Source organism: Oribacterium sp. oral taxon 078 str. F0263 (assembly GCF_000469565.1).
In the GTDB taxonomy this organism is placed as follows: domain Bacteria; phylum Bacillota; class Clostridia; order Lachnospirales; family Lachnospiraceae; genus Oribacterium.
In genome coordinates, this window is sequence record NZ_KI273129.1 from 5,248 (window position 1) to 29,733 (window position 24,486).

Genomic DNA, 24,486 nt, shown 5'->3' on the forward strand with positions numbered 1-24,486 from the left:
CGGCTTCAGATAATCCTCCAGTCTGCGCATATTTTCTGCGCCGTTTGAAAGCAGCGCGGGGCATTTTTACAGAAGGCGGTATTTGGGAGATTAGGGGCATTGGCGGTGGGCTGCGGAGATCCCAAAGATCGTGTCGCTGTCGATTTGATCCCGGGAGCTGAGAAGAGAAGAGCTTCCGCCGTCCGCATAGGCTCCGTGATCCGGATAGAGAGTGTGAACCGAATGGGTTTTCATCTGGATATAATGAGCTCCGAAAATGCACAGGGCGGACTCCCCGGGTGGGATAGAAATCCTGAGCTTCCTGCCACCCTGTGCAAAAGAAAGAATAGTTTTAAGCAATCGGGAAAGCGGCTTCCTCGTTCTCTGAAGATCTCGAGGAGACGCGCCCCGAAGCTCGGCCGGGAAGACGGACAAACTCCGTCTGTCTTGGGACTCAGAGATCGTCCCGAAGGAAAGCCGGTATCAAAAAACAAAGGGGAAGCGGCAAAGGACCGGATGAAAAAGGGCCATACCGGAGACCCCGGCATTACGGATCGAAAAGCTTTAAAAAGCTCCCGGGAGATATCGGCTCCAAAAACTGCCGTCGACAGTGAAAAACGAATTCGTTGTCCCTAGTATAAGGGATGGAAAGGGCTAAAGCAAGTGCTGAGATTATTTTCGTGAAAACAGAGTTTTTTCAGGTATTTTGCCATTGGAAAAGCACAATTTCTCTTCCGGAGTGGTAGAAAATCACCGAATCCGGCACAGACGATAAACCGATCTGTCAATTCTACAGAATCTATGTCTTCCTCAAGCTCCGCCTTATCGTCATACCAGAATGCAAGCTTACGGGCATCACACGTAAGCTCAGCATTTAGCCAGTCTATGATTTTTTTAAATCAAGTTCTCCCATCCGACATTACTCCTCTTTCTTCAGCACTTCCCACTTCCCTCCTCGCGCAGGTCCATGTCTGATCAGCGCACCTTCTTCGCGCAGATCCTTTATATATCGCTCGACTGTACGCTGTGCTACTGATAATGTTTTGGCAATGCCGGCCGCAGATATCTTATTGTCGGCCTTGATCAAACAAAGAATTGTATTCTTAATATCACCGTCAATCTCCATCTTTTCATCGACAGTTTCTCCGACATTCCCGACAATTTCTCCGTCTTTTCCGACATCAGCATCACTTTTTGCCCCACCAGCCTCAGAATTGCCCCCGTTGGAACGATAAACTGTCACCTTAATACCGTCACCAAATTCTTCGAATTTCGGTTGCGGAAGTCCCATCTCTTTACAACGCTTAAAGAGACGCGGCAAACCTGTGCCCCACCCTTCCATTAGCTTCATATATTGGAAGGCCTCTGCGATTGCCTTATTTCGGCACTTTGATTTACCGCTCATAGCCTCCGCTGCGCTTAATCCCGCGTACAACATCCCGGGAGAATCTATTTCCATACGATCATCGAAAATCGACACCTGAATACTTGCCGGATCTACATAGCTGCGATGCAGAACTGCATTTGTAATGATTTCACGAATAGCACTTGTTGGAAGCTCGTAAATATCCTGCCGGTAAAGACCATCAATCACTGCACCTTTATTCGTATGACGCAGAACAAATTGATGCGCCTCTTCGATCTGCTCCTGAATCGCTCCACGGAACTCTTTGCGATCGATAAAATCGACTCTGTCAGTTCCCTTAAAAAGAGCACACTGAATCTTCACGTAACGTTCTTTGGGATTCGTCAATAACGTAAACGCTCTTGTCGGAACATATCTCCCTTCTTCTTTTCGTATGATTCCGAAATCCTCCAGCTTTTCGACAGTCAGTTTATGAATGGCAGTTCTCTCTTCCGTACTTTTACTATTGCTCAGCGCCATTTGATACATGCTGTCCATCAAGGCCCGGGCAGCTTCCGTATCATAATACCGGCCGATCTCCCACAGTGTATCGTAGGACATATGCATACCTTCCATTTCCAGTTCCTTCAAACGAATTTCGCCTGCAGGACGACTGGTTCCGTTGATTCGCACGTAAGTCGATTGTTCCTTAGCAATCGATTTCAAATAGTAAGGTCTGTTTGGTCCCGGGAAAACTTCAACTTCAAGAACTGTTTCTCCATCCACAGTCTTTGCTGTGATTTCTGTATAAATCTGTGGCGTGCAGGCATCAGAAATCATATTGGAAATGGCATCGGAAAGCTTGAATGGATTCTGATCCCCCAAACCAACGACCTTTCCTGTTTCATCTTCCACGCCCACAATGGTCTTTCCTCCGGAGGTGTTGGCAAAGGCAATGATATCCTTCAAAAACTTCTCATGCTTCTTCGGAATCTCTGCCTTGAACTCAACGTGCTTATCCTCGCCGAATATTTTTTTCTGAACGATCACATCAACCACCTCCCCTTACTCCTTAGACACGATATTCTTCGTGTCCACATCCCCAGCACCGGTTTGAAGTCAAAAACCGTTATTTGACGATCCGTTTGGGGCTTATACCTGATATTTTTTCCAAAAAATGCAAGGCTATTCTGAAATCATCTGTTTTTATTTGCATTTATTATATCATATATAGAATATAAAATAAATAATCCAAGGAGATATTGGGATAATCAGCATACACTGGCTATTTCCACATTCCAGCGCTGCAAAAAGCTGTAAAGAAGATGGCGGAGCCGCACGGGAAAGATAAAAGTCCTGCCTTCCCTGTCGTAAGACAGGACTCGAAGGCAGGACTCGGTTCTTATTCTGAAGTGATTTTACATGGCTTCACCGCTTCAAGGCAGGGCAGCACTCTCAGTCGACGACTCCCTTTTGCAGGATGACATTGGCATAGAGCGCCCGCTCGGAGCTTGCGATGATGAGGTAGGCTTCTGATGCTTCTTTATAGAAGCGGAAGCGCTCGAGATGTCCGATCCTTTCTTTCTCCCCCGCACTCCCCTTGGAGCCGGCCGGATTCGCTCCCCGCGTTTCTCCCTCATGTTTCGCCACAATCCTTCGGAAGCTTTCCCAGATCGGCGTCTCCGCCTTGTCTCCCGGGACCTTTTCCATGAGGAGAACCGGCTGCTCTGCATAGTGGTCCAGCGGGAAGAGCGCGAGCACCGCATCCAGGAGCTCTTCCGCCCCGCAGCCGTCCATGCGGATCACCTTGGCATTCTTCCCGATGGACTCCGCGGGAAAGTTTCCGTCCGCTATGACAAGTCTGTCGGAATGCCCCATTTCACAAAGTGCCTTCAGAAGCTCCGGCGACAGTATTTTCGGAATCCCCTTCAGCATCACTCCTCCTAAACTCTACTCATAGAGACAGGGCTTGATCTCGCTGTCATCCATGTTGTTCTTGTCATACCACTTCGCCCCGGTGTCCACGTCACTTACCGCCTTTCCGTCCGCGGCTTCCACGGCGAGCTTCACGGCCTGATAGCCGATCTGCACCGGATCCTGTGTGACAGCGCCGGCGAAGAGTCCGGAGCGGACCGCGTCCAGAAGCTTTGCGCCCGCGTCGAAGCCGACCGCCACGACCTTTCCCTCTCCGATCTTATCCAGGCCCTCATTTGCGGTAATAATGGCATTGCTCGCAAACTCATTGGAGCCGTAGACCGCGATCAGGTCCTCCTTTTCCAGGATAGCGGATGCCACCGCTGCTGCGTCCGCATCCTTGACCTCAGCGGGGATTCCGACATCGAGAATGAGCTTCGCACCGCTCTTTTCCTTTTTCAGGCTGTCATGTCCCTCGACGGATACCTTGTCCTCTCCGACCTTCTTCGTCATCTCATCCACGAAGCCCTTCGTCCTCGCCACGATGGACTGAGAATTCGACTCCTGGGCGATGACGCCGATCCGCACCGGCTTTTCCCCGTCCAGCTTGTCCTTTATGAGCTCGTAAAGCTGATCGGCCGCAAGGGCACCCGCCGCCGTATTGTCGGTCGCCGCGTTTGCCTTGATCGCTCCCGATGGGGCATCCGGCACGCCGGAGTCAAAGCCTATGATCGGGATATCCGCGTTCATCGCGCTCTCGATGGAGGAGAGGCAGGCCTTGGTGTCCAGCGCCGCGAGGCAGATCGCAGTCGGCTTCTTCGCGATCGCGGCATCCAGATACTCGATCTGCTGCGCGATGTTGGATTCCGTATCCGGCCCCTGGAAGGTCACATCGACATTGAATTCCTCCGCCGCCTTCTTCGAGCCCTGCTCCACAGCCTTCCAGAACTGGTGCTGGAAGCCCTTTGCGATCACGTCGATATGCCGCTTTCCGCCGGCTGCCTCACTCCCCGAGCCTCCCTCCTCTGAGCTCTTTTCGGAGCTGTCCGCCGCTGCCTTCGTGCTCCCCGCATCGCTTCCCGAGGTGGAGGCGCCGCTCCCGCCGCAGGCCGCAAGCACTACGGCTGCCGCTGTCATCATTGCCAAAATACTTTTTTTCATCACTTTTCCTCCTGATATAATATGAACGCCGACGATATCGGCAATGCCATGTAAGTCTATCAGTCCGACGTTTTCCAGTTTATAAAAAGGCCATCCGCGCACCCGATGTTCAGAGATTTGAGAGCTCAAAATCGCTTGCGCGCCGCCGGACGCAACAGTCGGTGTGAAAGCAGCGGAAGAACATCCATACCGATTGCGAATCCCCTCAGGCGACACGCAGCGAAATTCCTATCCTCTCTTTCTGTTCAGGATGTCCATATAGACCGCAAAGATCAGGATCATCCCCGTGATGAAGAGCTGGTAGTGCGACTGCACGCCGATGTAGGGGAAGCCGATCTTTAAGACAGTCATGATAAATACGCCGATAATCGTGCCGAAGATGGAGCCCACACCTCCTGATAGGGAGGTCCCGCCGATCACGATGCCCGCGATGGCGTCCAGCTCAAAGCCGTTTCCGGTATTCGGCTGGGCCGTCGTAAAGACCGCCACATAAGCGATGCCGGCGAGGGCCGCGAAAATGCCGGAGAGGACATAGGCCAGCGTCTCATACCTTGCGATATTGATGCCGGAGAGACGGGTCGCCTCCTTGTTCGATCCGATGGATAGGATATATCTCCCGGCCTTCGTCTTATTCAGCACAAGGGCCATGACGGCGGAGAGCAGGGCGAGAAGGATGAAGCCGGTCGGGAAATTCTTCGGCAGCACGCCTCCCTCCCTTGTGATCATGAAAAATTCCCGAAACCACGCGCCCGGCGCGTCCCCCTGCGGGAAGGAGATGGTCTTCGTCTTCGATACGATAGATCCCAGGCCCCGGGACATCATCATGGTCCCGAGCGTCGCGATGAAGGCGGGAAGTCCCATCCTGGATACCATGATGCCGTTCAGAAGGCCAAAGAGCGCCCCGGTGAGCAGCATCACAAGGAGCACGGCCCCCATCGGGAGTCCCCTCTCCATAAGCGTCCCGCCGATCAGGGCAGAGCAGATCGCGACGGTGCCGATCGAGAGGTCGATACCCCCGGTCGAGATCACAAAGGTCGTCCCGATCGCCATAAAAGCGACATAGTAAGCGGATTTTGCGATATTGGTGAAGGTCGTCGCCTTCATGAATTTCGGAGTGATCAGCGAGAAGGCGATACAGATGACGAAGAGCGCAAGCAGCACTACCGCCTGTTGATTGGACCAAAGCTTTTTCATTTTCTCATTCATTCTTTATCTCCTTCGCGCCTGGTCGCGGATTCCATGATGATCTCCTGGTTCACCTCGGAGATGTCCAGCACCCCCGTCACCCGTCCCTCGCACATCACAATGACGCGGTCGCTCATTCTCAGGATCTCGGGAAGCTCTGAGGAAATCATGATGATGGATTTCCCCTCCTCCGCGAGATTTTCCATGAGCCGGTAGATCTCGCTCTTCGCCCCGATATCGATGCCGCGAGTCGGCTCATCGAAAATAAGGATATCACAGTTTCTGACGAGCCACTTCGCGATGACGACCTTCTGCTGATTCCCCCCCGAGAGCTTCCGGACGAGCTGGGAGACAGAGGGCGTCCTGGTCTTAAGCTCTCTCACATAATTCTCCGCGCAGCTTATGGATTTCTTTCTGTCGATGAAAATCCCCCTCAGGAAGCGGTCCAGACTCGCGATCACCGTGTTTTCCTCCACGGATTGATCGACGATCAGTCCGAAGCGCTTCCGGTCCTCTGAGAGATAGCCGATTCCGGCTCTGACAGCGTCCTCCGGTGTCCGGATCTCCGTCTCCTTTCCGTTTACGAAGATCCTTCCGGAGTCCCTGCGGTCCGCCCCGAAGAGAAGCCTCGCCACCTCGGTCCTGCCGGCCCCCATCAGGCCGGAGAAGCCCAGAATCTCCCCCTTTCGGAGAGAAAAGCTCACATCCCTCACATGCTTTCCGCGGTTCAGATGCTCCGCCCGGAGTACCTCCGGCGCATCCTTTCCGACTCTCGACTCTGTCTTTGGCTCACTGAATATGGTGCGGCCGACCATGAGTCTTATAATATCATTTTTTCCGCAGCTCTCCGTCTCGAGCGTCCCGACGAATTCCCCGTCCCGCATGACTGTAACCCGGTCCGAGATCCGCCGGATCTCATCCATTCGATGCGAGATATAGATCATCCCGGTCCCCTTTTCCCTCAGATCCCGGATCACCTTAAAGAGCTCCTCGATCTCGGACTCTGTGAGCGCCGCCGTCGGCTCGTCGAAGACGATGATCTTCGCTTTTTTGGAGATCGCCTTCGCGATTTCCACCATCTGCTGCTTTCCGACCGTGAGATTTCCGATCTTTTCCGCCGGATCGATCGAGATATTGAGGAGTGAGAAAAGCTCTGCCGCCTTCCTCTTCATGCTCTGATCGTCGATCAGGGCTCCCTTCATGATTTCCTTTCCGATGAAGAGGTTCTGTGCCACCGTGAGATCGTTCATCATATTGAGTTCCTGATGCACGATGACGATCCCTGCCTCTTCGGACTCCGCCGGTCCCCGGTACTCGACCTCACGCCCCAGATAGCGGATCTCCCCCGCATCCTTCCGGTAGATTCCGGTCAGTATTTTCATAAGCGTCGATTTCCCGGCGCCGTTTTCCCCCATCAGTGCGACGACTTCACCGCTTCGCAATTCGAGCTCGGCATTCCGAAGCGCCGCGACTCCCGAAAAGGACTTCGTAATATTTTTCATCGTGAGTATTACTTCGCCCATATAAACTCCTCTGCCCGCTCCCCGGCCCCACTTTCCTCCCGGAAGAGACCGGCAAGCATCGACTCAGCCCCTCGCCTCTTCCGTCTCCCGGCGGATGCTTTTCTTCTGCCCGTAGCTCTTGAATTTCTCCGCCATTTTCTTCATCTCCTGCTCGGAGAGCAGCACCGGGTCTCCGATGCTCTTCGCCTTGACATAGATCTCAGAGCAGTACTCTACCTCTTCGATGATGTTAAAGGCATTCAGGAGGTCTTTCGCTCCGGCGAGGATCCCGTGATTTGCCAGGATCACGGCCTTCCTGCCGGCCATGGCCTTCGCTGCATTCACCGCAAGCTCATGCGTCCCATAGGTCGCGTACTCCGCGCAGCGCACTGTGGGTCCGGCCACCGCGATCATATAATGCGTCGCCGGAAGCTCCCAGTGCAGACAGGCCAGCACCGTCGAATACATCGTGTGTGCGTGGATCACCGCGTCGATGTCCTCTCTCTCCCGGTAGGACAGAAGGTGCATCTCCCACTCAGAGGACGGCGTCCGTTCTCCCTCCACGACCTTTCCCGAAAGATCCAAAATCACGATGTCCTCCGGCCGGATCTCATAGAAGTCGATCCCGCTCGGAGTGAGGGCCACTTGCCCGTTTTTCCGATCGAGGATACTGAGGTTTCCCCCTGTGCCCTTCGTAAGCCCCGCCTCACAGAGCTTCCTCCCGTACCGGACCAGCTCCTCTCTCTCTTTTTCCATCCGCATAGTTCTGTCCTCTTCCTCCTCTTTCCCTCTCCCGCCCCAAAGGAAAGGGAGCGGGAGAGGTCCTGCCGCGGGAATTTCTCCTCGTTTCCCGCTTTAGTGATAGAGCGGCCCGTAATAGGCGCACGCCCTGAAATCCTGCCCCTCCGGATCGGAGCTTCCGAAGCCGTTGAAGGAATGCGGGCGGAAGATGCGCTCTCTCTCCACATTATGGAAGCTGACGGGGATTCGAAGCATGGATGCGAGAGTGATAAGCTCCGCTCCGATGTGTCCGTAGACTGTCGCGCCGTGATTTGCCCCCCACTTCGCCATGACCTCATAGACAGAGCTCGCCGCCTCACCGCAGAGCTTTGGCGCAAACCAGGTGGTCGGCCAAGTGCGGTCTGTGCGCTCATCCAGGATGCGGTGCACCTTTGGATCAAGCACGCAGGTATAGCCTTCCGCAAGCTGCAAGCTTGGACCGACTCCCTCCACGATATTCACGCGGATCATCGTGACCGGCATCTCCGCCTCTGTCTTGAAATGAGAGGAATATCCGCCGCCCCGGAAGTACTCGTAGTTCGCCCGGCACCAGTCCGTCTTCTCGAGGAGAGCATGCATATCTTCGGCACTGAGCTTCCACCACTCCTTCATGCAGCCCTCTCCGGCTTCATTTTTCGCCGCGGCGCTTCCGTCCAGGCAGCTCGCTCCGGAATTGATGAGGTGAATAATGCCGTTTTTCGCCCTCCCCGTGAGCTCCTTTCCGCTGACCCTCTTCACAGACTCCGGGGACCAGTAGGTTCTGACATCGCTGAAGATCGGGGCCTTATTCGTCAAAAGCCAGCCGAACATCATCGCGATGCCGTTTAAGGTATCGTTCTCCGTCGCAAAGGGAATCGGCTGCTTCGGACCGTTCCAGTCCAGGCTGGAGGCCATGATCGCCTCTGTGAAGTCCGCGTTCGGAAGCCAGTCCGTCCACATTCTCTGGCCCTGGAAGCCTCCGGCGAGTCCATTCCGCCCAAGAGCTTCCTCCTCCCAGCCGAGCTCCTTAAGCCTCGGATTTCCCTTCAGGATGTCCCGGACCACGAGGGCATGCTTTACGCAAAAGCTCCACTGCTCCTCCTCCGGGATAAAACGGGATCTTCGGATAATCTCCGGGAAGTCCTTTCCCGCATTGCAGTCGAAGCCCTCCCTGCAGTTTTTCCTGACCCAGGCGATGGCCTTCTCGTATTCCTCCGGATCGTAGATCGAAAGCTGGATGCGCCGGAGGATCTCCGTCATATCGACCCACTCCGTCCGCATGCCGAGGTATTTCTGGAGGAAGTCCACATTGACGACAGAGCCGGCGATCCCCATCGAGACAGAGCCCAGATTGACGTAGGACTGATTCCTCATACTTCCGACCGCGACGGCAGCCCTCGCAAAGCGGAGGATCTTCTCCCGCACATCCTCCGGGATCTCTCTGTCCTCCTTTTCCTGCACCTCATGGCCATAGATGGAAAACGCGGGCAGCCCTCTCTGCGCGTAGGCCGCCATCACCGCCGCAAGATAAACCGCGCCGGGTCGCTCTGTGCCGTTGAAGCCCCAGACAGCCTTTATGGTGAGCGGATTTAAGTCCATGGTCTCCGTGCCGTAGCACCAGCAGGGCGTGACAGTCAGAGTGGCACAGACATTCTGCGTCGAAAAATACTCCTCGCAGCGCGCGGCCTCCGCTCCTCCCCCGATGGTACAGGGCGAGAGCACGCATTGAACGGGGCTTCCATCCAGATAAAAGAGCTCAGACTCAATCAGGCGCTTCGCGCTCTCCGCCATGGCTCTGCACTGCGCTTCCAGCGATTCTCTGACACCGCCCCAGCGTCCGTCGATCGTGGGTCTGATTCCGATTTTTCCGTACATTTTTATCTCCCTTCCTCATAGCTGAAAGCTTCGCTTCTCCCCCGGGCGGTAATGCCTCATCCCGGATTCCGCAAGAATCCGCAGCGCACCCTGCTCCGCACTCTCGATCTCTCCCAGCGCCTGAAGCTGAAGCAGGATATTGCCAAGAGCACTGGCTTCCACGGGACCCGCGAGAAGCTCCAATCCGAGCCGCTCCGCGATGAGTTCGCAGAGAAGGGGAGAGCAGGTTCCGCCTCCAATCATGTGGAGCCTCTCATAACGCCTTCCGCTTCTTTTCTCGACGGCCTCCCTGCAGCTTCGGTATTTCTCTGTGAGGCTCTCATAGATCAGTCGGAAATACGCGCCCTCTTCCTCCGGGAGCGCCTCTCCCCTCTCTAAAAGCCAGCTGTCGATGCTCTCTTTCGCCCCTCTCTCCCCCGCTCCGAATCTCGGATCGGAGAGATCGACAAGCACTCCCCTCCCCGGTCTTTTCCGGAAGGATTCCGCCGCTTCCTCTGTGATTCTCTCATAGGACAGCTTTCCCGCACCATCCTCCTCCCTCTCCGCCTTATACTTTTCCAGGAGGTAAAGGCCCGTGATATTCTGAAAGAGCAGCTTGGAATCCCGATATCCAAGCTCATTGGTGAGGCCGAGCCGACAGGCCTCCCTGCTCCGGTCCGAATGCTCGAGTCTGGCCCCCATCAAGGACCAAGTCCCGCAGCTCAGAAAAAGCGTGTCCTCCCGCCTCGCGGCCTCGGTGATGAAGATCGCGGATGCGGTGTCATGTCCCATGACGCTGATCACCGGGATGTCCAGAGTCCGAAGCTCCGGTATTCTGGAGTTTTTCGTGCTTCCCAGCACGGTTCCGGCTTCCCGAAGCTCCGGAAAGAGCGAAGGAGGAAGGGAAAATCGCTCCGCGATTTCAGCGCTGATTTCTCCGCTCTCGATATCCAGAAGCTGGGAAGTGGACCAGATCGTCCTCTCCCCCGATATCTCCCCGGAGAGAAAATAGAGGAGAAGATCCGGCAGCATGAGAATCCTTCGGGCTCTCTTAAACTGCTCCGGCTCTATCTTCCGGAGGCTGAGAAGCTGAAAGAGTGTGTTGATCGGCATGGGCTCCGCGCCGCTTTTTCGGAAGAGCTCCTCTTGATCCATCCGAAGGAGCGCTTCCCGATATCCCTCGATATGCCGCTCGTCCCGATAGGAGATCGGCTCCACGATGAGCTCTCCCCCTTCATCCAAAAGTCCGAAGTCCACTCCCCAGCTGTCGATCCCGACGGAGGAGATCTCTTCCTGATGCTGCACTATGGTATCCCGAATCGAGGAAAGGATTCTGTCCCATTCCCAGCGCTTCCTCCCATCTTTCTCCACGATCCGATGCTTGAGCCGAAGAAGCTCCTTAAAGTGAAAGCGCTCTCCCTCGATCCAGCTGAGAATCCCCCGAATGGAGGTCGCTCCCATATCGATCGCCAGCACCTTTTTCATCTTCGCACTTTTCCTCCCTCCCGTCCTGCCTCTTTGCCCCCGCCGTTTTCCATCCGGCACAAAGCTCTCTTTTTTATCGCCATAAGGGACACGCATATCGGATTCTCTGTATCGTTGATGCCGCCCTCTAAGCTTTATACCATTTGACATAGATATTTATAAGCCGAGTCTAGCACAGTGATATATTGTTTAAAATATCTTGCCAATCTCTTGGCTTATATTCTTAAATCATGCTATAATCGTTCGTAATTGTTCAAATCCGTTCACATTTTTATACATAATCACAGGAGGAACCGTATCGTGGATCACTACGAGCGAAGAAGGGAGATCCTGAATCTGCTCAATCAAAACGGAGGGCAGTGCAGCGTGAGTTCCCTCTGCAAAAAGCTCTATCTCTCCCGTTCCACGCTTCGGAGGGATCTCCTTCATATGGAAGAAAACGGCCTCATCCTCCGTCACCACGGCGGGATCAGCCTCGCGGAAAACCGAAATACAGAAAATTCTCTGCCCCTTCGCAAAATGAAAAATCCGGAGGCAAAGCTCCGGATCTCTCGTCTCTGCCGGAGCTTCCTCCGGGATCATATGGTTCTCTTTCTGGACTCCTCTTCGACCGTGAGCTACTTAAGCCCGATTCTCCCGGAATTTCAGGATCTTACCGTCATCACAAACGGGATCCATATCGCAGCCGCTCTGAATACCGCGAGCAATATCCGCTGCTATATCTGCCCGGGACTTCTGAAGCAAAAAAGCCTCTCCATCCTGGGAGAGTATTCGACGGAATTCCTGGCGCAGTTCCACGCGGACGCCGCCTTCTTCTCCGTAAAGGCACTCCGGAAAAACGGAGTTTTTGAGGGGGACGATTCTCAGGCTCTTTGTAAGCGCGCCATGCTCAGAAACGCGGAGCAGCGGATCCTGCTCTCCGACCACTCAAAGGAGGAAGCGGTCGGCTATTTCAAGCTCTGCGACTATACGGAGATCAATGAAATCGTGAGCGACGCCCCTTTCCGTCCGGATCTCACGGAGCAGATCGAAAGATCCGGCTGCCGCATCCTCTTCCCCGGAGCAAAAAAAGCGCGGTAAAGCTCTAAGCCCGAGAAAAAAGCCCGCCGGGCCGTAAGGGAAAAGGGCCTGACGGGCAGTAAAGCTCAGGGCAGAATCTCCAGGCTTCCCGATGTGATTCTCCTCCCCGATTTCCGGTCAAAGAGCAGGATATCCTTCCCGTGGATACGGATGGACCTCTCCTCTCCGATCCGGTATTCCGTCTTTCCAAAGATCACGGAGGTCAGAAGGTAGCCGCCCAGGCGAAGCTTCAGGGTCGACTCCATGCCGGTCGGCATCGCGCCGTAGATCACGGCCGGGAGCTCTCCGCTCTCTTCGATCCCGATCGCCTCCGGGCGGACAGCGAGGATGAGATCCTCATTACTGAGGACCGGGTCCTCCCGGATCGATTGGTCCTCCTCTTCCACCCTCTGGATGTGGCAGCGGAAGACCTCATCCTTATTGAGCTTCTCCACCGCCCGCTTTTCCTTAAGCCTCTCGTTCTCTCTCCGAAGGGATTCCTCGGCCTCCTCATCCCTCTTCTTAAACCAGTCCTCGAGAACAAGCGGCTCCTCCGGATGGAAGAGGGCTCTTTTCCCGTCCAGGATCGAGAGCTCCACAGCGCCCTCCATGTTCTGACTCCCCTTCGCCTCGATGAAGTTGATGGAGGGATTTCCGACGAAGTCCGCCGCGAAGAGGTTCTCCGGCAGCCGGTAAACCGTGAGCGGAGGCGCGTACTGCTGCAGTACCCCGTTGTTGATGAGGCAGATCCTCGTCGCGAGCGTCATGGCCTCCATCTGATCGTGCGTCACATAGACGAAGGTGCTCCCGGTCTCGACATGGAGCCTCTGAAGCTCGTAGCGCATCTCGAGGCGCAGCTTCGCGTCGAGATTGGAGAGCGGCTCATCCATGAAAAGGACCTCCGGCTCCGGCGCGAGTGTCCGGGCAATCGCGACTCTCTGCTGCTGCCCCCCGGAGAGCTCCGCGGGATAGCGGTCCATGAACATGCCGATGTTTACGATGCGGGCGACCTCCCGCACCCTGGCGTCGATCTCCTCTGTGCAGAGCTTCCGCTTCTCGAGGATCGGCTTCCCGTCCTTTAGAATCTCAAAGCTCTGCCCGAGCTTCTGCCCCCTAGATTCATAGCCCTTTCGAATCTCCGAGAGCTTCGCCTCATACTCCGCCCTCTTCCCCTCTGCAGCGGCATCGGCGTCCGCAGCCTCATGGATCCGAAGCGCATAGAGCTCCTTTGCTGTCTGCATGGAGAGCCCGAAGCTGTCGATCAGCTTCACATAGGTTTTCTCCAGGTTCAGCCTTCCGCTTTTGTCCCGGCAGTCCTCCACAAGATCCCGGATCTTCTTCCCCCTTCTCAGGGCCCGGGAGAGGTCGGAGAGGATCTTCGCCTCGATATCCCGCTTCGGGAGCTCCTCCTTCACATTTTTCAGTCCGAAGGAGATGTTCTGATAGACCGTCATATTCGGCCAGAGCGCATAGTTTTGGAAGAGGAAGCCCACTCTCCTTTTATTGGCCGGCACATTGATTCCCGCCTCGCTGTCGAAGACGACTCTCTCCCCGATCTGAATCCTCCCCTCCGTCGGCGTCTCCAGTCCCGCGATCATGCGGAGAATGGTGGTCTTTCCGCAGCCGGAGGGCCCGAGCAGAGTGATGAAGGAATTGTCAGGGATCTCGAGGCTCAGGTCGTCTACGCCAAAATAGTTGTTCCAGCGCTTTGTGATGTGACTTAAAATGATTTTTGGCATATCAACCTCCGATTCCGTTGTCCAGGCTTGCGCCGGTCAGTTTGTTGACAAGAGTATTGAAGAACAGGATCGTGACGATAAGGATCAGATTGATCGCGCTGGAAAACGCGTACAGCCCCATCTCGTCGAAGTAGTCGAGGGTCGTGGACAGGATAAAGCCCTGGGTGCAGAGCAGGAGGAAGAGAGAAAGCTCCCGGAGACAGGTCATAAACGGCAGACTGAAGCCGCTGATGATCGAGCTCTTCTGAATCGGGATGATGATCTGAAGCATCCTCTTCCACCAGGGAATATTCTGGATGATCGCCGCCTCCTCGATCTCATTGCTCAGCTGCAGCATCGAGTTTAAGGAGCTCCGGGAGGCAAAGGGGATATACTTGATCACACCGGCGATGATCAGAAGCGTATAGGTATTGAAGAGATTCAGGTGCTTATTGGAAAAGAGGATGAAGAAGGCCGCGCCCACCGCGAGGGAGGGCATCAGGTAGGGGAGGAAGGCCATGTTGTTCACATAGTTTGCCCAGCGGGACCTCCGGTTCTTCGCCACCGCATAGCCGATCAGGGTTCCGATGCTCCCGGCGATCAGCGCGCAGGCGAAGGCCAGATAGAGCGTCCCGAAGAAGGCCTTCCAGATCGTCGGATTGTAAAGGATGCCGAGCTGTCCGTACATTCCGCTTTCCGTGATATTTTCATGCGTGATCCACCACTTCGCAGTGAGATTTGCGGCGTCTCTCGTATAGAGGAAGCTGTAATCCCCGGGATTTGGCAGGAAGGTCTCCAGTGCAAAGAGAAGGATCGGCCAGATGGAGGTCAGGAAGGTCAGAATGAGGAAAACAAAGCCGATGCCGTATCTTCCGCCCTTTCCGAGGTGTATCTTCGAGAGCTGGCCTGACTTTCCGGTGACGGTCGTATAGTTCGCGCGGCTCCTCAGAGAGAGCTGGTTTACGGCGAGGATCAGGATGCCGAAGAGCATCATGATGATCGCGAGGATGCTGGCCTCCCCCGTATATTTTGAGTTCAGGGAGATATACTTCGTGGAGAGCGTCGTAAGTCCCAGGTAATGAGGCACCGGATAGGAGCCCATGGAGGAGCCGAAGACCAGAAGGATTGTGCTCAGGATCGCGGGCTTAATCATCGGAAGCGTGATCCGAAACAGGATCTTCCACTTCGGTGTGTCGAGAATCGTCGCCGCCTCCTCGAGGTTTGCGTCCATATTCTTGAAGATCCCCCCGATCAGGATATAGGCGAAGGGGGCGTAGTGGAGACCGAGCACCACAGCGCTCGGAAAGAGCCCGAGGCAGAACCATTTCGGCATATAGATATGAAAGAGCGTCGCGAGGAGACCGTCCGAGGTCCCGAGAATCCGGTTCGAATTGAACATGTTCTGCCAGACGACGGCCAGCGTCCACTGCGGCATGATGTAGGGAAAGATGAAGATCGCGCTCAGATATTTCCGAAAGCTCATGTCGGTTCTCGTCACCAAAAAGGCGAAAAAGCCCCCGTAGAAGATCGAGACCGCGCAGGAGAGCATGGCGAGGAGCAGCGTATTGATAAGCGGTCTCCAGAGATTTGCCGCCGCAAGTCTGCTCGTGAAAAGATCCACATAATTGACCAGGCTGAAGCCGCTCGCCTTCCCGGTCAGATGCTGGTCAATCGTGCCGGGATGGATCACAAGGGTATCCCGGATGATGGCAACAACCGGCGCGATCGTAGTGATACTCAAAAGAATTCCGAAAATAAGAAGAATCAGGTTCTGCGGCTTCGAAAAAAATCCTCTGATCTGATTTCGAAAAGCGACGCCGCCTCCCCCTCCGAGTCTGATGTTCTCTGTCATAGCGTCTCCCTGTCCTCTCCGCGGGCTTTCTTCCCATCCCTCTCCCCGGCGCCGTGTCTGCTTCTCCGGAGCAAAGGGCAGGCTCCCGCAGCTCTTTCTCCGGCGCTCCCCTGGAAAAGGGGGCCCGCCCTCCGGCGCGCCCCCGAAAACTGCCTCTCACGGACTGATTCCGCGCTGTCTGTCCTATTTCGCGCTTTGCTTATCCGCGTTCTTATTCAGAAGCTCGATCCAGGAGCCGACGGTAAAAGCGGCATCCGCGCAGTACTTCGGATCCTCCAGCACGAGCTCGCCCTTTGTGGTCCACCACTCATAGCCCCGGTCATTTTTCGCATCGTAGACATTCTCTCCGGCCTCGTTATAACCGCCCTTTGCGTGGTTATAGGTCTTTTCCGTCGCCTCCGCGACCACAGGGTTCATGGAATAGCCGCCCATATCCTTCCCCCAGGCGGAGAAGCCCTCTTCGGTGCAGGTCATATAGGCGATGAAGGCGCAAGCCGTCCAGGGAAGAGGACTGTTCTTTGTGAGGAAGAGGTAGTGGTCATAGCCAAAGCCTCCGATCCCCGTGTAGTCATCCTGATAGGCCGCGACCGTGATATTGTTGACGGAAACAGAGGAGGATTCCTCGACGGAGCGGAGCTTGGAGTAGACCAGGAGTCCGGACTGCCCCGCCGCGGAGGTATCCACCAGGGTGTTGCAGATCGGACCGTCATCGGTCTGCTCGTTGTAATTCTCCACCCAGCACTTGATCCACGCGAGAGCGTATTTTCCGTTCTCCCCGAGGTTCAGATCCTTCGCATCTCCCTCGACTCCCTTCAGGATCGGATCAAAGTAGGCCTTCTTCTGATCGTCCAGCTTCTCATAGGCATCCTTCAGAAGTCCCGCGTACTTGTCCTCCGTCAGCATATAGAGGAAGTTCTTCCCGACGAGCTCGGAATCCACATCCATGAAAAGCGGATGCTGGCCCTCTGCGACGAAATCCCAGCAGTTTGTGAATTTCGCGTCCCCTGTGTTATTGAACATGAAGACCTTGTTCAGGACCTGAAGGGGGAGAAAGCCCTTGTAGTCCTCGGCGCTGGTCTTATTGGCCTCCGCCCACTCCTTCGGGATATAGGTCCTGAGGATGCCGGTGTCGACCATCTTCGTCTGGATCTGGTTCCCGTCCTGGATGAGCGTCATGGCGAAGGTCCCGCTGGGCTTCAGAGAATCTGCGGTGAGCTGCTCAAAGATTTTATTGTTCTTTGGCTGCTGCCACTCGAATTCCATGTTATAGCTCGGATCCACGCTCTTCAGATAATCAATGAAGAGCGGGAGCGCCGACTTTCCGCGGCTGGAATTGCCCACGCCGTAGAAGGTCTTGCCGTTTGACTCCTCTATGGCCTTCTTTGCGAGCTCCTCCATGCTCATGGTCTGCGCTTCCTTGATGACGGCATCGACAGCACTCGAATCTCCCCCCTTAGCGTCCGCCGCCTTCTCTCCGGACTGGGAGGCGTCCTCAGACTGTGCCGCCGCGCTCCCGTCCGTCTTCGCCTCCGTCCCCTTCTGCTCTCCCCCTGTCTGAGAGCCGCCGCAGGCGGAAAGCGCCGTCAGGAGCAAGGTCCCCGCGAGCAGTAAAGAAATGCCTCTCTTTTTCATAATTACCTCCCTATTCTCGTAAGTCCACATCCGGTCCGGTTCTTTTCCCGTCATTTTCGTGGGCATTCTTCTAATGTCTCCATTATACTTTGTCTGTTTTTTTCTTAAAACAGGGCTAGTCTGCTATTTTTTCGAGAATTCTGACTAGTCCCGGGGTCTCGCCTGATATTCCGAGGGAAGGAGCCCCGTGAGCTTCCGAAAGGTCTGGGAAAAATAGCCAAGATCATGATAGCCGACGAGCTCCGCGACCTCATAGACCCGGTAGTGGAGATCCCGCAGGAGGCGAAGTGAGACGCGGATCCGATACATCGTAAGATAGGAGCTCAGACTTATCCCCATATCCTTCTTGAAGAGGCGGCTCAGATGCCCCTCGGAGACACCGAGCTCGCCCGCGATCAGGGAGATCCCGATCTCCCGCTCCCGGTATCGCTCCCGGATCCGAAGGACCGCCTCCTTTACATAGCGGTTCGCATTCTCCGGAAGAACCGGAAGCGAAAGCCTTCTCTCCTCCTCTCCCTCCTGGAGGAGGCTTCCTCTCCCCAGCACTCTCCGGACCGCATTTTCCAGCTCCCCGTCCGAAAAGGGCTTCAGGATATAGTCGGAGGCCCCGAGCTTCAGGGCCCTCTGCGCATAATGAAAATCGCTGTGCGCTGTGAGAAAGATCACCTTGATCCCGGAATTCTCCCTCCGAAGCTCCTCCAGCATCTCAAGACCCGAGAGCTTCGGCATTCTGATATCGCTGATGATGAGCCCCGGGCGGAGGAGCTTCGCAAGACGCGAGGCTTCCTCCCCGTCGGATGCTGTGCCCAGAAGCTCGCAGCCAAGACCTTCCCAGTCCGTATGCTCTGCGATGCCCTCCCGGACAATCTTCTCATCATCCACTACCAAGACCCGAACCATCTCTCTCCCCCCTCTCCTTTCCCTCCGGATTCCCGCGCGCCTCCGGCATGGAGGCAGCGCTCTCCTCCCTCTCCTCCTGATAAGGAAGGAGAAGCGTCACGAGGCTCCCCCCCTCCGGGAGCTCCTTCGCAAAGATTCCATAGCGCTCCCCGTAGTGGAGCCGCAGCATCCGATCCACATTCAAAAGTCCGAGATGTCCTGTAAAGCGCTGCAGCTCGCGGCGCTCAATCAGCTGGAGAATCCTGGGATCCATCCCCTTACCGTCGTCCTGTACGGAGATCGAAAGCTCCTCTCCTTCGCGCACTGCCCTAAGCAGTATCATGCCATCCTTTGCACCGTCCAGGCCGTGAATGACGGCGTTCTCGACGATCGGCTGGAGCAAAAGCTTCGGGATACTGGCCCGCATGAGCTCCTCCGGCACCTCGACCTCAAAGGAAAAGCTCCCCTCAAAGCGGAGCTCCTGGATCTCACAGTACTCCTCGAGGAGCTCCAGCTCCTCGGAGAGGCGGTAAAAGCGCGGCGCGGAGATGCTTTTTCGGAGAATTCTCGAGAGATTCCCGGAGAGAAGCGCGATTTCCTCCGCGCCCTCCCGCTTCGCAAGCCACTTGATGCTGTCCAGGGTATTATAGAGGAAATGCGGATTGAGCTGCGCCTGCATCATCGCGATCTCCGTCTCATTGAGCTTTTTCTGCTGGGACAGGCGCTCCGAAAGATAATCCGACAATTTCCGCACCGTCCGGTTAAAGCCCTCCGAGAGCTCCCGGAATTCATCCTCCCTCTCCAGACGGATCCGGACCGAGAGATCTCCGTGGCGGAGCCTCCGCATCGCAGCGGAGAGGCGGGCCAGAGGCGCTGCCATATAGCCGCTGAAGAAACGGGATGCCAGGACCGAGAGGAGGGCGGAGAAGAGGGCGATCCAGAGGAGGATCCAGCCCATCGTCCGACGGATCTCTCCGGAGAGCGGTGGCCTCGTCAGATAAAAGAGCTTTAATCCGCTCTCTCCGATCTCCTCCCGGTAGAGCCTCCCCGTCACATCCCTCATGAGCTCCCGTCCCGCGAGGAGATTCTCCCGGAGAAGGGGAAGCTCCGCCGCCTTCTCTCCGTCCATATAGACCGGCTCCCAGGCGGGATTTACGATCAGGATACTGTTCTCCCTCCCGTAGGAGCCAAGGAGGAGCTTCGAGAAGGACTCATCGTTCAGACGGACGAGCACTGTGCCCGGGATGTCCTCCATTTTCTCCCCGATCAAAAGCTCCGTTATTTTTCTGGGAACTCCGGTATAGGAGAGACAGAAGACAGGGCTTCCCGGCTTCTCCAGAGCCTCCCTCATGAAGCCAAAGTAAGAGGGAAGCCTTCCCTCCCTCGTGCCGCTCTCTGTCGAGCAGAGAAGCCTCTCCCCGGAATAGACCTCAACAAGCGCAAAGTCTCTGACCTTTCGGCTCTCCTCATAGAGGACATGGTAGGACTCGGCACCAGGACTACCGCTAAGGATTCCGCTCCGAAGACCGTCGCTCTCGGAAAGCCGTGCAATCATCTCGGAGATCTCACGAAATCCCGCTTCCAGTTTGCCGGCGATCTGCTTCGCCTCCTGCTGATTTCTAATCCGGTAGTCCCGCTCCACCCGGCGCTGAAAGAGCTGATAGATCAAAATATCGGAGAGGAGGATCGGAAGGAGAGAGATCAGAAGACTCCAAAAGAAAAGCTCCCTCCGGAAGGATTGTCCGATCCAGCGCCTCATTCCCCTCCTCCTTTGGAGAGCTCCGCCCAGCGCTCCAAAAGCGCATTCTTCTCCCTGCCCATCTTCTCGATCGAAAGCGGCAGGACGGGGAAGTCCTCCCCGCCAGGCCCCGGGATATCCGTCCGGACCGGACGCCGGTAGAGCTCATCTACGGCATAGCGCTGCACCTCGTCGCTCACACAGAAATCCACAAAGCGTCTCGCATTTTCCGGGTGAGGCGCATTTTTTGCGACGGCGACTCCGTCCGGGACCGCGCTGCTCCCCTCCTCCGGATAGACAAGCGAAAGGTCCTCTCCCCTTGCGATCTCCTTCCAGGCGCTCTCCTCCAGGGTGATCCCCATGAGCTTCTCCCCGCTCTCGACTTCACTGAGGACCTCCCCTGATCCTCCGGCGGACTCCCCGGAGAGAGCCCGGGCGAAACTCTCCAGTGCCTCGTCCTCCCGGCCGGGGCAGAGAGAGAGGATTGTCTGAAGGATCGTATAGCTGGTCCCGGAGCGCTCCGGATCCGCAAAAGCGATCCTTCCCTTCCAGCGCTCTGTCAAAAGCTCCCTCCAGCTCTTCGGCGCTTCCTCCTCCGAGAGAAGCTTATTATTATAGATAAATACCAGCGGAAGCTCTGTAAAGGCGGTCCAGCTGTCGTCCGATGACAGAAATCTCCCGGCGATCTGATCTGCATAGGAAGAGCGATAGGGCTCCAGGAATTCTTTATCCGCCTCGAGAAGCTCCACCCCTCCGCCAAACATGATGTCACACTCCGAATAGCCGGAATCCTCCTCCAGCTTCTTCAGCATCTCCGTGCTTCCCCCCGCGTGAAGCTCGACAAAGATCCCGGTCTTCGCCTCGAATTCCAGGATCAGGGGACGGTAGACTTCCTCCTTGTGGGAGGTATAGACAATGAGCTTTCGCTCCTCCGGCAGCGTCTCTCCTCTCCTTTCGGCGTCTCCCCTCCCGCAGGAAAGAAGGAGCAAGGCAGAGAAAAAAAGGGAGAGAACGAGAAAGAGGAGGCAAAGCCTCCTCCCCGCTCCCTCAGAATCTGGCGGCCGCAAGGATCACTCCGATCAGCCCGAAAAGGATGATGATGGGAAGCGCCAGAAGGCTTAAACTAAAGCAAAAGACCGCGAGCACCGCGAGGAGAGTAAAGGAGAGAATCCCCAGTATGACTCCGAAAAGCTTTCCCAGACTCCGAAGGAAAAATACGGTGAGTCTCAGCAAAAGCCCCATCAGGATCAGCAAAATAATTATCGGCATCTTTCCGCCTCCCTTTAGGAAAATCCACCCCTTTTGATCCGTGTTCTCCGCTCCCACGGCTCTGGGCTTCCGGGGTCGGGCGCTTTCCCCGTTCGTTCCATAGCCGCCGCAACCTGCCTGTCCCGGTGAAGAACCGAAGGAAAGCCGCATTCCCCGTCCCCTATCTGCCGTCTGAAGCCCGCATCATGCGGATCCCTTCTCTCTCAGAGATTTCCCGCAATCTTGTCCTTTGCGAGCGCAAGACTCTCCCGGAGCATGTTATTGAGAAGATAAAGCCTGTTTGAGCGGGCCGATACCGCAAAGACCTCCCGGTATCCCGCCTTTTTCGCGATCGCCTTTCCCCTGTATACATGGAAGTCGCTGCTCAGAATCCCCACCCTGTCCCTCTCCGGATTCAGGAGACGCGCGCTGTTTGCGATATTCTCCCTCGTGTTCTTCGACTGGTCCTCCAAAAGGATCCGCTCCGCGGAAATCCCCCTTCGCAGGAGATAATCCCGCATCGCCTCCGCCTCGGAGCAGGGCTCATTCTGTCCTTTCCCGCCGGAGACGATGCAGAAGGTCTCCGGATTTTCCGAAAGATAGGTGAAGGCCCGGTCCAGACGAAGGCGAAGCACCGCGGCGGGGCCGGACGGGCGGACCTGCGCGCCGAGAACCACGAGATAGTCCAGCTTCTCCTCCCCCCGGGAGAAAAATTCTGTCCCGATCAGGCTCCAGCTTACGAGGAGAAAGAGGAGCCCCATAAAAATCCCCAGAAGGCAGGTCCCGCGAAGAAGCGGAAAGCGGCGCCAGATACCATGGCGGATCAGCTCCTCCAAAAAGAGAAAGGAGACGGAGAGGAAGAACCAGAAAAGGTAAAAGCGGCTCCCCGAGGCGGCGAGAAAGATGAGCCAGCCATAGAAAAAGGCAAAAAGCGATAAAACGATAAGAAAAAAGATTCCCATCCTCCGTTTCAAGCCCTCCCCTCCCTTCCGTTCCTCCCCGGCCATTCCGTTTGCATTCCGTTTGAAATCAGTCGTTCTCGTTCAGCCAGTCGATCAGGATTCTGTTGTACTTCTCCGGTTCCTCGACAAAGCACATGTGCCGGGAGTAGGGGAAGAGCTCCCATCTCGCGTTCGGAATCGCATCAAACATCAGCTTTGCGATGTAGGGGGAGCACAGGTCCTCCTCCCCGTCGATGATCAGACAGGGTCTCCGGAAGCCCTTCAGCTTTTCCATGTAGTCATAATCCCGGAGGGAACCTGTCGGCGTGAACTCATTGGGCCCCCAGCCATAGAGATAGGCCTCCGAACCGGCTTTCTTCGCACGGGTCAGGCATTCCGGGGCATTCTCATCGAAGGGTCCGGAGCAGTACCTTCTCATAAATTCTCCGATCGCCCTCTCATAGGCCTCTCCGCTGTAGTTCTCCGTCCTCTCCGCCTCTGCGATCGCCTCCTGCATATCCTTCGGGAGGAAGGCCACTCTCCGCTTCTGCTCTGTCTCCCAGATTTTATTGTAGGGGAGGGTGCTGGAAAGGACATAGCTCCTCACTCCCTCCGGTTTATAATCGCATTCATAGATAATGCTCATCATGCCGCCCCAGGACTGACCGAGGAGATGCACCTCGTCCAGCTCGAGCTGTCTGCGGAGTTCGACCAGCTCATTCAGCCAGGTCTCCTTCGTCCAAAGCTCCGGGCAGCCGTCCAGATACGAATTTCCGCAGCCGATCTGATCGTACATGACAAGCTGCCGTCCGTCGAGATCCGCGATCTTATCCAAAACCTCGAAGTAATTATGTGTGGAGCCGGGTCCGCCGTGCAAAAGCAAAAGCGGCTTCTTATCTCCCTTCCTCTCCCCTACGATTCTGTAATATGTCTGATGCCCCAGATAGGGCATATAGCCCTCTCTAATCTTTGCCATCGCGCTCTGCCTCCTGATTCCTATCGCCGCTCTCCGGAAAAAGCTCCCTCTTATACGCTCTTCCGCCCGGGGCAAAGCCCGGGCGGAAGGGCCGTTCTCTTCTTCTTTCTTCTATATTATCAGCTCTTTATCAGCTCTCCGGAACGACGATAATATCCTTCGTATACTCGTTCAGCACCTTGCAGCCGTCCTCTGTAATCAGGACGAGATCCTCGATCCTCACACCGATTCCCTCCTCCGCGATATAGATGCCCGGCTCTACGGAGAAGCACTGTCCGACCTCGATGACCTCCTCATTGACGGAGGAGACATCGCCGACCTCGTGATCCTCGAGTCCGATCGAGTGTCCGGTTCTGTGGGTAAAGTACTTCCCGTAGCCCTTCTCCTCGATATAATTTCTCGCGGCGAGATCCACATCCTTCATCTTTGCGCCCGGCTTCGCCGCGGCGATACCGCGGAGATTCGCCTCCTTGACGATATTATAGATCTCCTTCTGTCTCTCGCTCACCTCTCCGATGAAGACCGTCCTCGTCATGTCAGAGGCATAGTCCTTATAGAAGCCGCCGATGTCGAGAATGACGCAGTCTCCCCTCTTTCCCTTCGAATCATCCGTGACATGGTGCGGATCCGCGGCGCCCTTCGCATAAGCCGTGATCGGATCGAAGGAAACCCGCTCTATCCCGTGCTTTCTGTAGATCTCTCTGGTCTTTTCATTCAGCTCCTTCTCCGTGAGCCCCTTCCCGGCCCAGGGGATCAGCTCCGCCATGACCTGATCGTTGATCCTTGAGGACTCGATCATGAGCTCCTGCTCCTTCTTGTCCTTGATCTGACGGATCTTGTCCACGATCACAGAGCCGTTCAGGAAACGGCTGCCCGCGCCGAGCTCCTGAAGCCTCAGAAGGAATCTTGCCGGCCAGGCCTTATCGATGCCGATCGGCTTGTCCTTGTCTACCACACGGGAAAGAAGCTCCACACTGTCGTCGATATCGTCGAAATAGCTGATCTCCACTCCGAGATCCTTTTCCTGCGGAAGCATCTTATTGACGAAGAGATTGCTCCTTCCGTCGATATTGATATATAGAGCGAGCATTCTCTCCCCCGGGAAGATCCACTTCCCCGTAAGGTAGAAAATAGCCACAGGATCCGTAATGATCATCTGCGGCATGCCCTGCTCCTTCATTCTCTCTAAAATCCGATTCAGCTTGCCTTTGTCCATGCTCAGCTCCTCCATTCTGTTTGAAAAAGAATCCCCGAAGGAT

Annotated in this window: 19 protein-coding genes; 1 reads left to right on the forward strand and 18 read right to left on the reverse strand. The window is 55.7% G+C overall.

From position 1 onward, the window contains the following. Positions 1 to 898: 898 nt before the first annotated feature. The 8 genes from HMPREF1986_RS10545 to HMPREF1986_RS10580 all read right to left on the reverse strand — a co-directional run bounded on the left by HMPREF1986_RS10545 (position 899) and on the right by HMPREF1986_RS10580 (position 11,184). The gene (locus tag HMPREF1986_RS10545) at positions 899 to 2,383 is read right to left on the reverse strand and encodes an RNA-binding domain-containing protein (RefSeq protein WP_021774828.1); all 1,485 of its coding nucleotides are present in this window, start codon (positions 2,381 to 2,383) and stop codon (positions 899 to 901) included. Between the two features lie 396 nt (positions 2,384 to 2,779). Then, on the reverse strand, positions 2,780 to 3,259 hold the full coding sequence (locus HMPREF1986_RS10550) for an RbsD/FucU family protein (RefSeq protein WP_021774829.1): 480 nt from the start codon (positions 3,257 to 3,259) through the stop codon (positions 2,780 to 2,782). Positions 3,260 to 3,274: 15 nt separating this feature from the next. Continuing rightward, on the reverse strand, positions 3,275 to 4,399 hold the full coding sequence (locus tag HMPREF1986_RS10555; protein WP_036600334.1) for an ABC transporter substrate-binding protein: 1,125 nt from the start codon (positions 4,397 to 4,399) through the stop codon (positions 3,275 to 3,277). A 228-nt stretch (positions 4,400 to 4,627) separates the two neighbouring features. Further along, positions 4,628 to 5,605 carry an ABC transporter permease gene (locus HMPREF1986_RS10560; RefSeq protein WP_009215313.1) on the reverse strand — a complete coding sequence of 326 codons (978 nt, stop codon included), beginning with the start codon at positions 5,603 to 5,605 and terminating at the stop codon, positions 4,628 to 4,630. Further along, positions 5,602 to 7,107, reverse strand: a complete 1,506-nt coding sequence (locus HMPREF1986_RS10565; RefSeq protein ID WP_021774831.1) for a sugar ABC transporter ATP-binding protein — start codon at positions 7,105 to 7,107, stop codon at positions 5,602 to 5,604. Before HMPREF1986_RS10565 ends, HMPREF1986_RS10560 begins: the two co-directional genes overlap by 4 nt. A gap of 63 nt (positions 7,108 to 7,170) precedes the next feature. Beyond that, entirely contained in the window at positions 7,171 to 7,848 is a 678-nt protein-coding gene (locus tag HMPREF1986_RS10570; RefSeq protein ID WP_021774832.1) for an L-fuculose-phosphate aldolase, read from the reverse strand. A gap of 93 nt (positions 7,849 to 7,941) precedes the next feature. Next, positions 7,942 to 9,720, reverse strand: coding sequence for an L-fucose isomerase (locus HMPREF1986_RS10575; RefSeq protein WP_021774833.1), 1,779 nt, complete (start codon positions 9,718 to 9,720; stop codon positions 7,942 to 7,944). Positions 9,721 to 9,735: 15 nt separating this feature from the next. Further along, positions 9,736 to 11,184, reverse strand: a complete 1,449-nt coding sequence (locus tag HMPREF1986_RS10580) for a rhamnulokinase (protein ID WP_036600358.1) — start codon at positions 11,182 to 11,184, stop codon at positions 9,736 to 9,738. 300 nt (positions 11,185 to 11,484) lie between these two features. Between HMPREF1986_RS10580 and HMPREF1986_RS10585 the strand changes: the two genes are divergently transcribed. Next, positions 11,485 to 12,264, forward strand: coding sequence for a DeoR/GlpR family DNA-binding transcription regulator (locus tag HMPREF1986_RS10585; RefSeq protein WP_036600337.1), 780 nt, complete (start codon positions 11,485 to 11,487; stop codon positions 12,262 to 12,264). Between the two features lie 65 nt (positions 12,265 to 12,329). Here HMPREF1986_RS10585 and HMPREF1986_RS10590 read toward each other — a convergent pair whose 3' ends face one another. From HMPREF1986_RS10590 to HMPREF1986_RS10635, 10 genes are all read right to left on the reverse strand, one after another. Continuing rightward, positions 12,330 to 13,982, reverse strand: coding sequence for an ABC transporter ATP-binding protein (locus tag HMPREF1986_RS10590; RefSeq protein ID WP_021774837.1), 1,653 nt, complete (start codon positions 13,980 to 13,982; stop codon positions 12,330 to 12,332). Position 13,983: 1 nt separating this feature from the next. Beyond that, complete coding sequence (locus HMPREF1986_RS10595) at positions 13,984 to 15,813, reverse strand: ABC transporter permease (protein WP_021774838.1); 1,830 nt, start codon at positions 15,811 to 15,813, stop codon at positions 13,984 to 13,986. A gap of 183 nt (positions 15,814 to 15,996) precedes the next feature. After that, entirely contained in the window at positions 15,997 to 17,445 is a 1,449-nt protein-coding gene (locus HMPREF1986_RS10600; RefSeq protein WP_036600339.1) for a hypothetical protein, read from the reverse strand. 144 nt (positions 17,446 to 17,589) lie between these two features. Further along, positions 17,590 to 18,345 (reverse strand): response regulator transcription factor, encoded by a 756-nt coding sequence (locus HMPREF1986_RS10605; protein WP_021774840.1) that lies wholly within the window; start codon positions 18,343 to 18,345, stop codon positions 17,590 to 17,592. Continuing rightward, positions 18,320 to 20,083: a sensor histidine kinase gene (locus HMPREF1986_RS12670; protein WP_021774841.1), complete on the reverse strand. Its 1,764-nt coding sequence runs from the start codon at positions 20,081 to 20,083 to the stop codon at positions 18,320 to 18,322. Before HMPREF1986_RS12670 ends, HMPREF1986_RS10605 begins: the two co-directional genes overlap by 26 nt. Next, positions 20,080 to 21,129, reverse strand: a complete 1,050-nt coding sequence (locus tag HMPREF1986_RS10615) for an extracellular solute-binding protein (protein ID WP_021774842.1) — start codon at positions 21,127 to 21,129, stop codon at positions 20,080 to 20,082. Before HMPREF1986_RS10615 ends, HMPREF1986_RS12670 begins: the two co-directional genes overlap by 4 nt. Continuing rightward, on the reverse strand, positions 21,110 to 21,331 hold the full coding sequence (locus HMPREF1986_RS13190; protein WP_155978809.1) for a hypothetical protein: 222 nt from the start codon (positions 21,329 to 21,331) through the stop codon (positions 21,110 to 21,112). Before HMPREF1986_RS13190 ends, HMPREF1986_RS10615 begins: the two co-directional genes overlap by 20 nt. Positions 21,332 to 21,534: 203 nt before the next feature. Then, positions 21,535 to 22,272 (reverse strand): YdcF family protein, encoded by a 738-nt coding sequence (locus HMPREF1986_RS10625; RefSeq protein ID WP_036600362.1) that lies wholly within the window; start codon positions 22,270 to 22,272, stop codon positions 21,535 to 21,537. Between the two features lie 67 nt (positions 22,273 to 22,339). Continuing rightward, complete coding sequence (pepI, locus tag HMPREF1986_RS10630) at positions 22,340 to 23,227, reverse strand: proline iminopeptidase (RefSeq protein WP_021774845.1); 888 nt, start codon at positions 23,225 to 23,227, stop codon at positions 22,340 to 22,342. Between the two features lie 130 nt (positions 23,228 to 23,357). Further along, complete coding sequence (locus tag HMPREF1986_RS10635) at positions 23,358 to 24,443, reverse strand: M24 family metallopeptidase (RefSeq protein WP_036600365.1); 1,086 nt, start codon at positions 24,441 to 24,443, stop codon at positions 23,358 to 23,360. Positions 24,444 to 24,486 lie beyond the last annotated feature (43 nt).

What these genes read in the sequence shown, in the direction of transcription:
- HMPREF1986_RS10570 (WP_021774832.1), bottom strand. Translation starts at nt 7,848, where the DNA reads ATGCGGATGGAAAAAGAGAGAGAGGAGCTGGTCCGGTACGGGAGGAAG.
- HMPREF1986_RS10550 (WP_021774829.1), bottom strand. Translation starts at nt 3,259, where the DNA reads ATGCTGAAGGGGATTCCGAAAATACTGTCGCCGGAGCTTCTGAAGGCA.
- HMPREF1986_RS10625 (WP_036600362.1), bottom strand. Translation starts at nt 22,272, where the DNA reads ATGGGAATCTTTTTTCTTATCGTTTTATCGCTTTTTGCCTTTTTCTAT.
- HMPREF1986_RS10560 (WP_009215313.1), bottom strand. Translation starts at nt 5,605, where the DNA reads ATGAATGAGAAAATGAAAAAGCTTTGGTCCAATCAACAGGCGGTAGTG.
- pepI (WP_021774845.1), bottom strand. Translation starts at nt 23,227, where the DNA reads ATGGCAAAGATTAGAGAGGGCTATATGCCCTATCTGGGGCATCAGACA.
- HMPREF1986_RS10635 (WP_036600365.1), bottom strand. Translation starts at nt 24,443, where the DNA reads ATGGACAAAGGCAAGCTGAATCGGATTTTAGAGAGAATGAAGGAGCAG.
- HMPREF1986_RS13190 (WP_155978809.1), bottom strand. Translation starts at nt 21,331, where the DNA reads ATGCCGATAATTATTTTGCTGATCCTGATGGGGCTTTTGCTGAGACTC.
- HMPREF1986_RS10580 (WP_036600358.1), bottom strand. Translation starts at nt 11,184, where the DNA reads ATGAAAAAGGTGCTGGCGATCGATATGGGAGCGACCTCCATTCGGGGG.
- HMPREF1986_RS10575 (WP_021774833.1), bottom strand. Translation starts at nt 9,720, where the DNA reads ATGTACGGAAAAATCGGAATCAGACCCACGATCGACGGACGCTGGGGC.
- HMPREF1986_RS10600 (WP_036600339.1), bottom strand. Translation starts at nt 17,445, where the DNA reads ATGAAAAAGAGAGGCATTTCTTTACTGCTCGCGGGGACCTTGCTCCTG.
- HMPREF1986_RS10565 (WP_021774831.1), bottom strand. Translation starts at nt 7,107, where the DNA reads ATGGGCGAAGTAATACTCACGATGAAAAATATTACGAAGTCCTTTTCG.
- HMPREF1986_RS10555 (WP_036600334.1), bottom strand. Translation starts at nt 4,399, where the DNA reads ATGAAAAAAAGTATTTTGGCAATGATGACAGCGGCAGCCGTAGTGCTT.
- HMPREF1986_RS10595 (WP_021774838.1), bottom strand. Translation starts at nt 15,813, where the DNA reads ATGACAGAGAACATCAGACTCGGAGGGGGAGGCGGCGTCGCTTTTCGA.
- HMPREF1986_RS10605 (WP_021774840.1), bottom strand. Translation starts at nt 18,345, where the DNA reads ATGGTTCGGGTCTTGGTAGTGGATGATGAGAAGATTGTCCGGGAGGGC.
- HMPREF1986_RS10590 (WP_021774837.1), bottom strand. Translation starts at nt 13,982, where the DNA reads ATGCCAAAAATCATTTTAAGTCACATCACAAAGCGCTGGAACAACTAT.
- HMPREF1986_RS12670 (WP_021774841.1), bottom strand. Translation starts at nt 20,083, where the DNA reads ATGAGGCGCTGGATCGGACAATCCTTCCGGAGGGAGCTTTTCTTTTGG.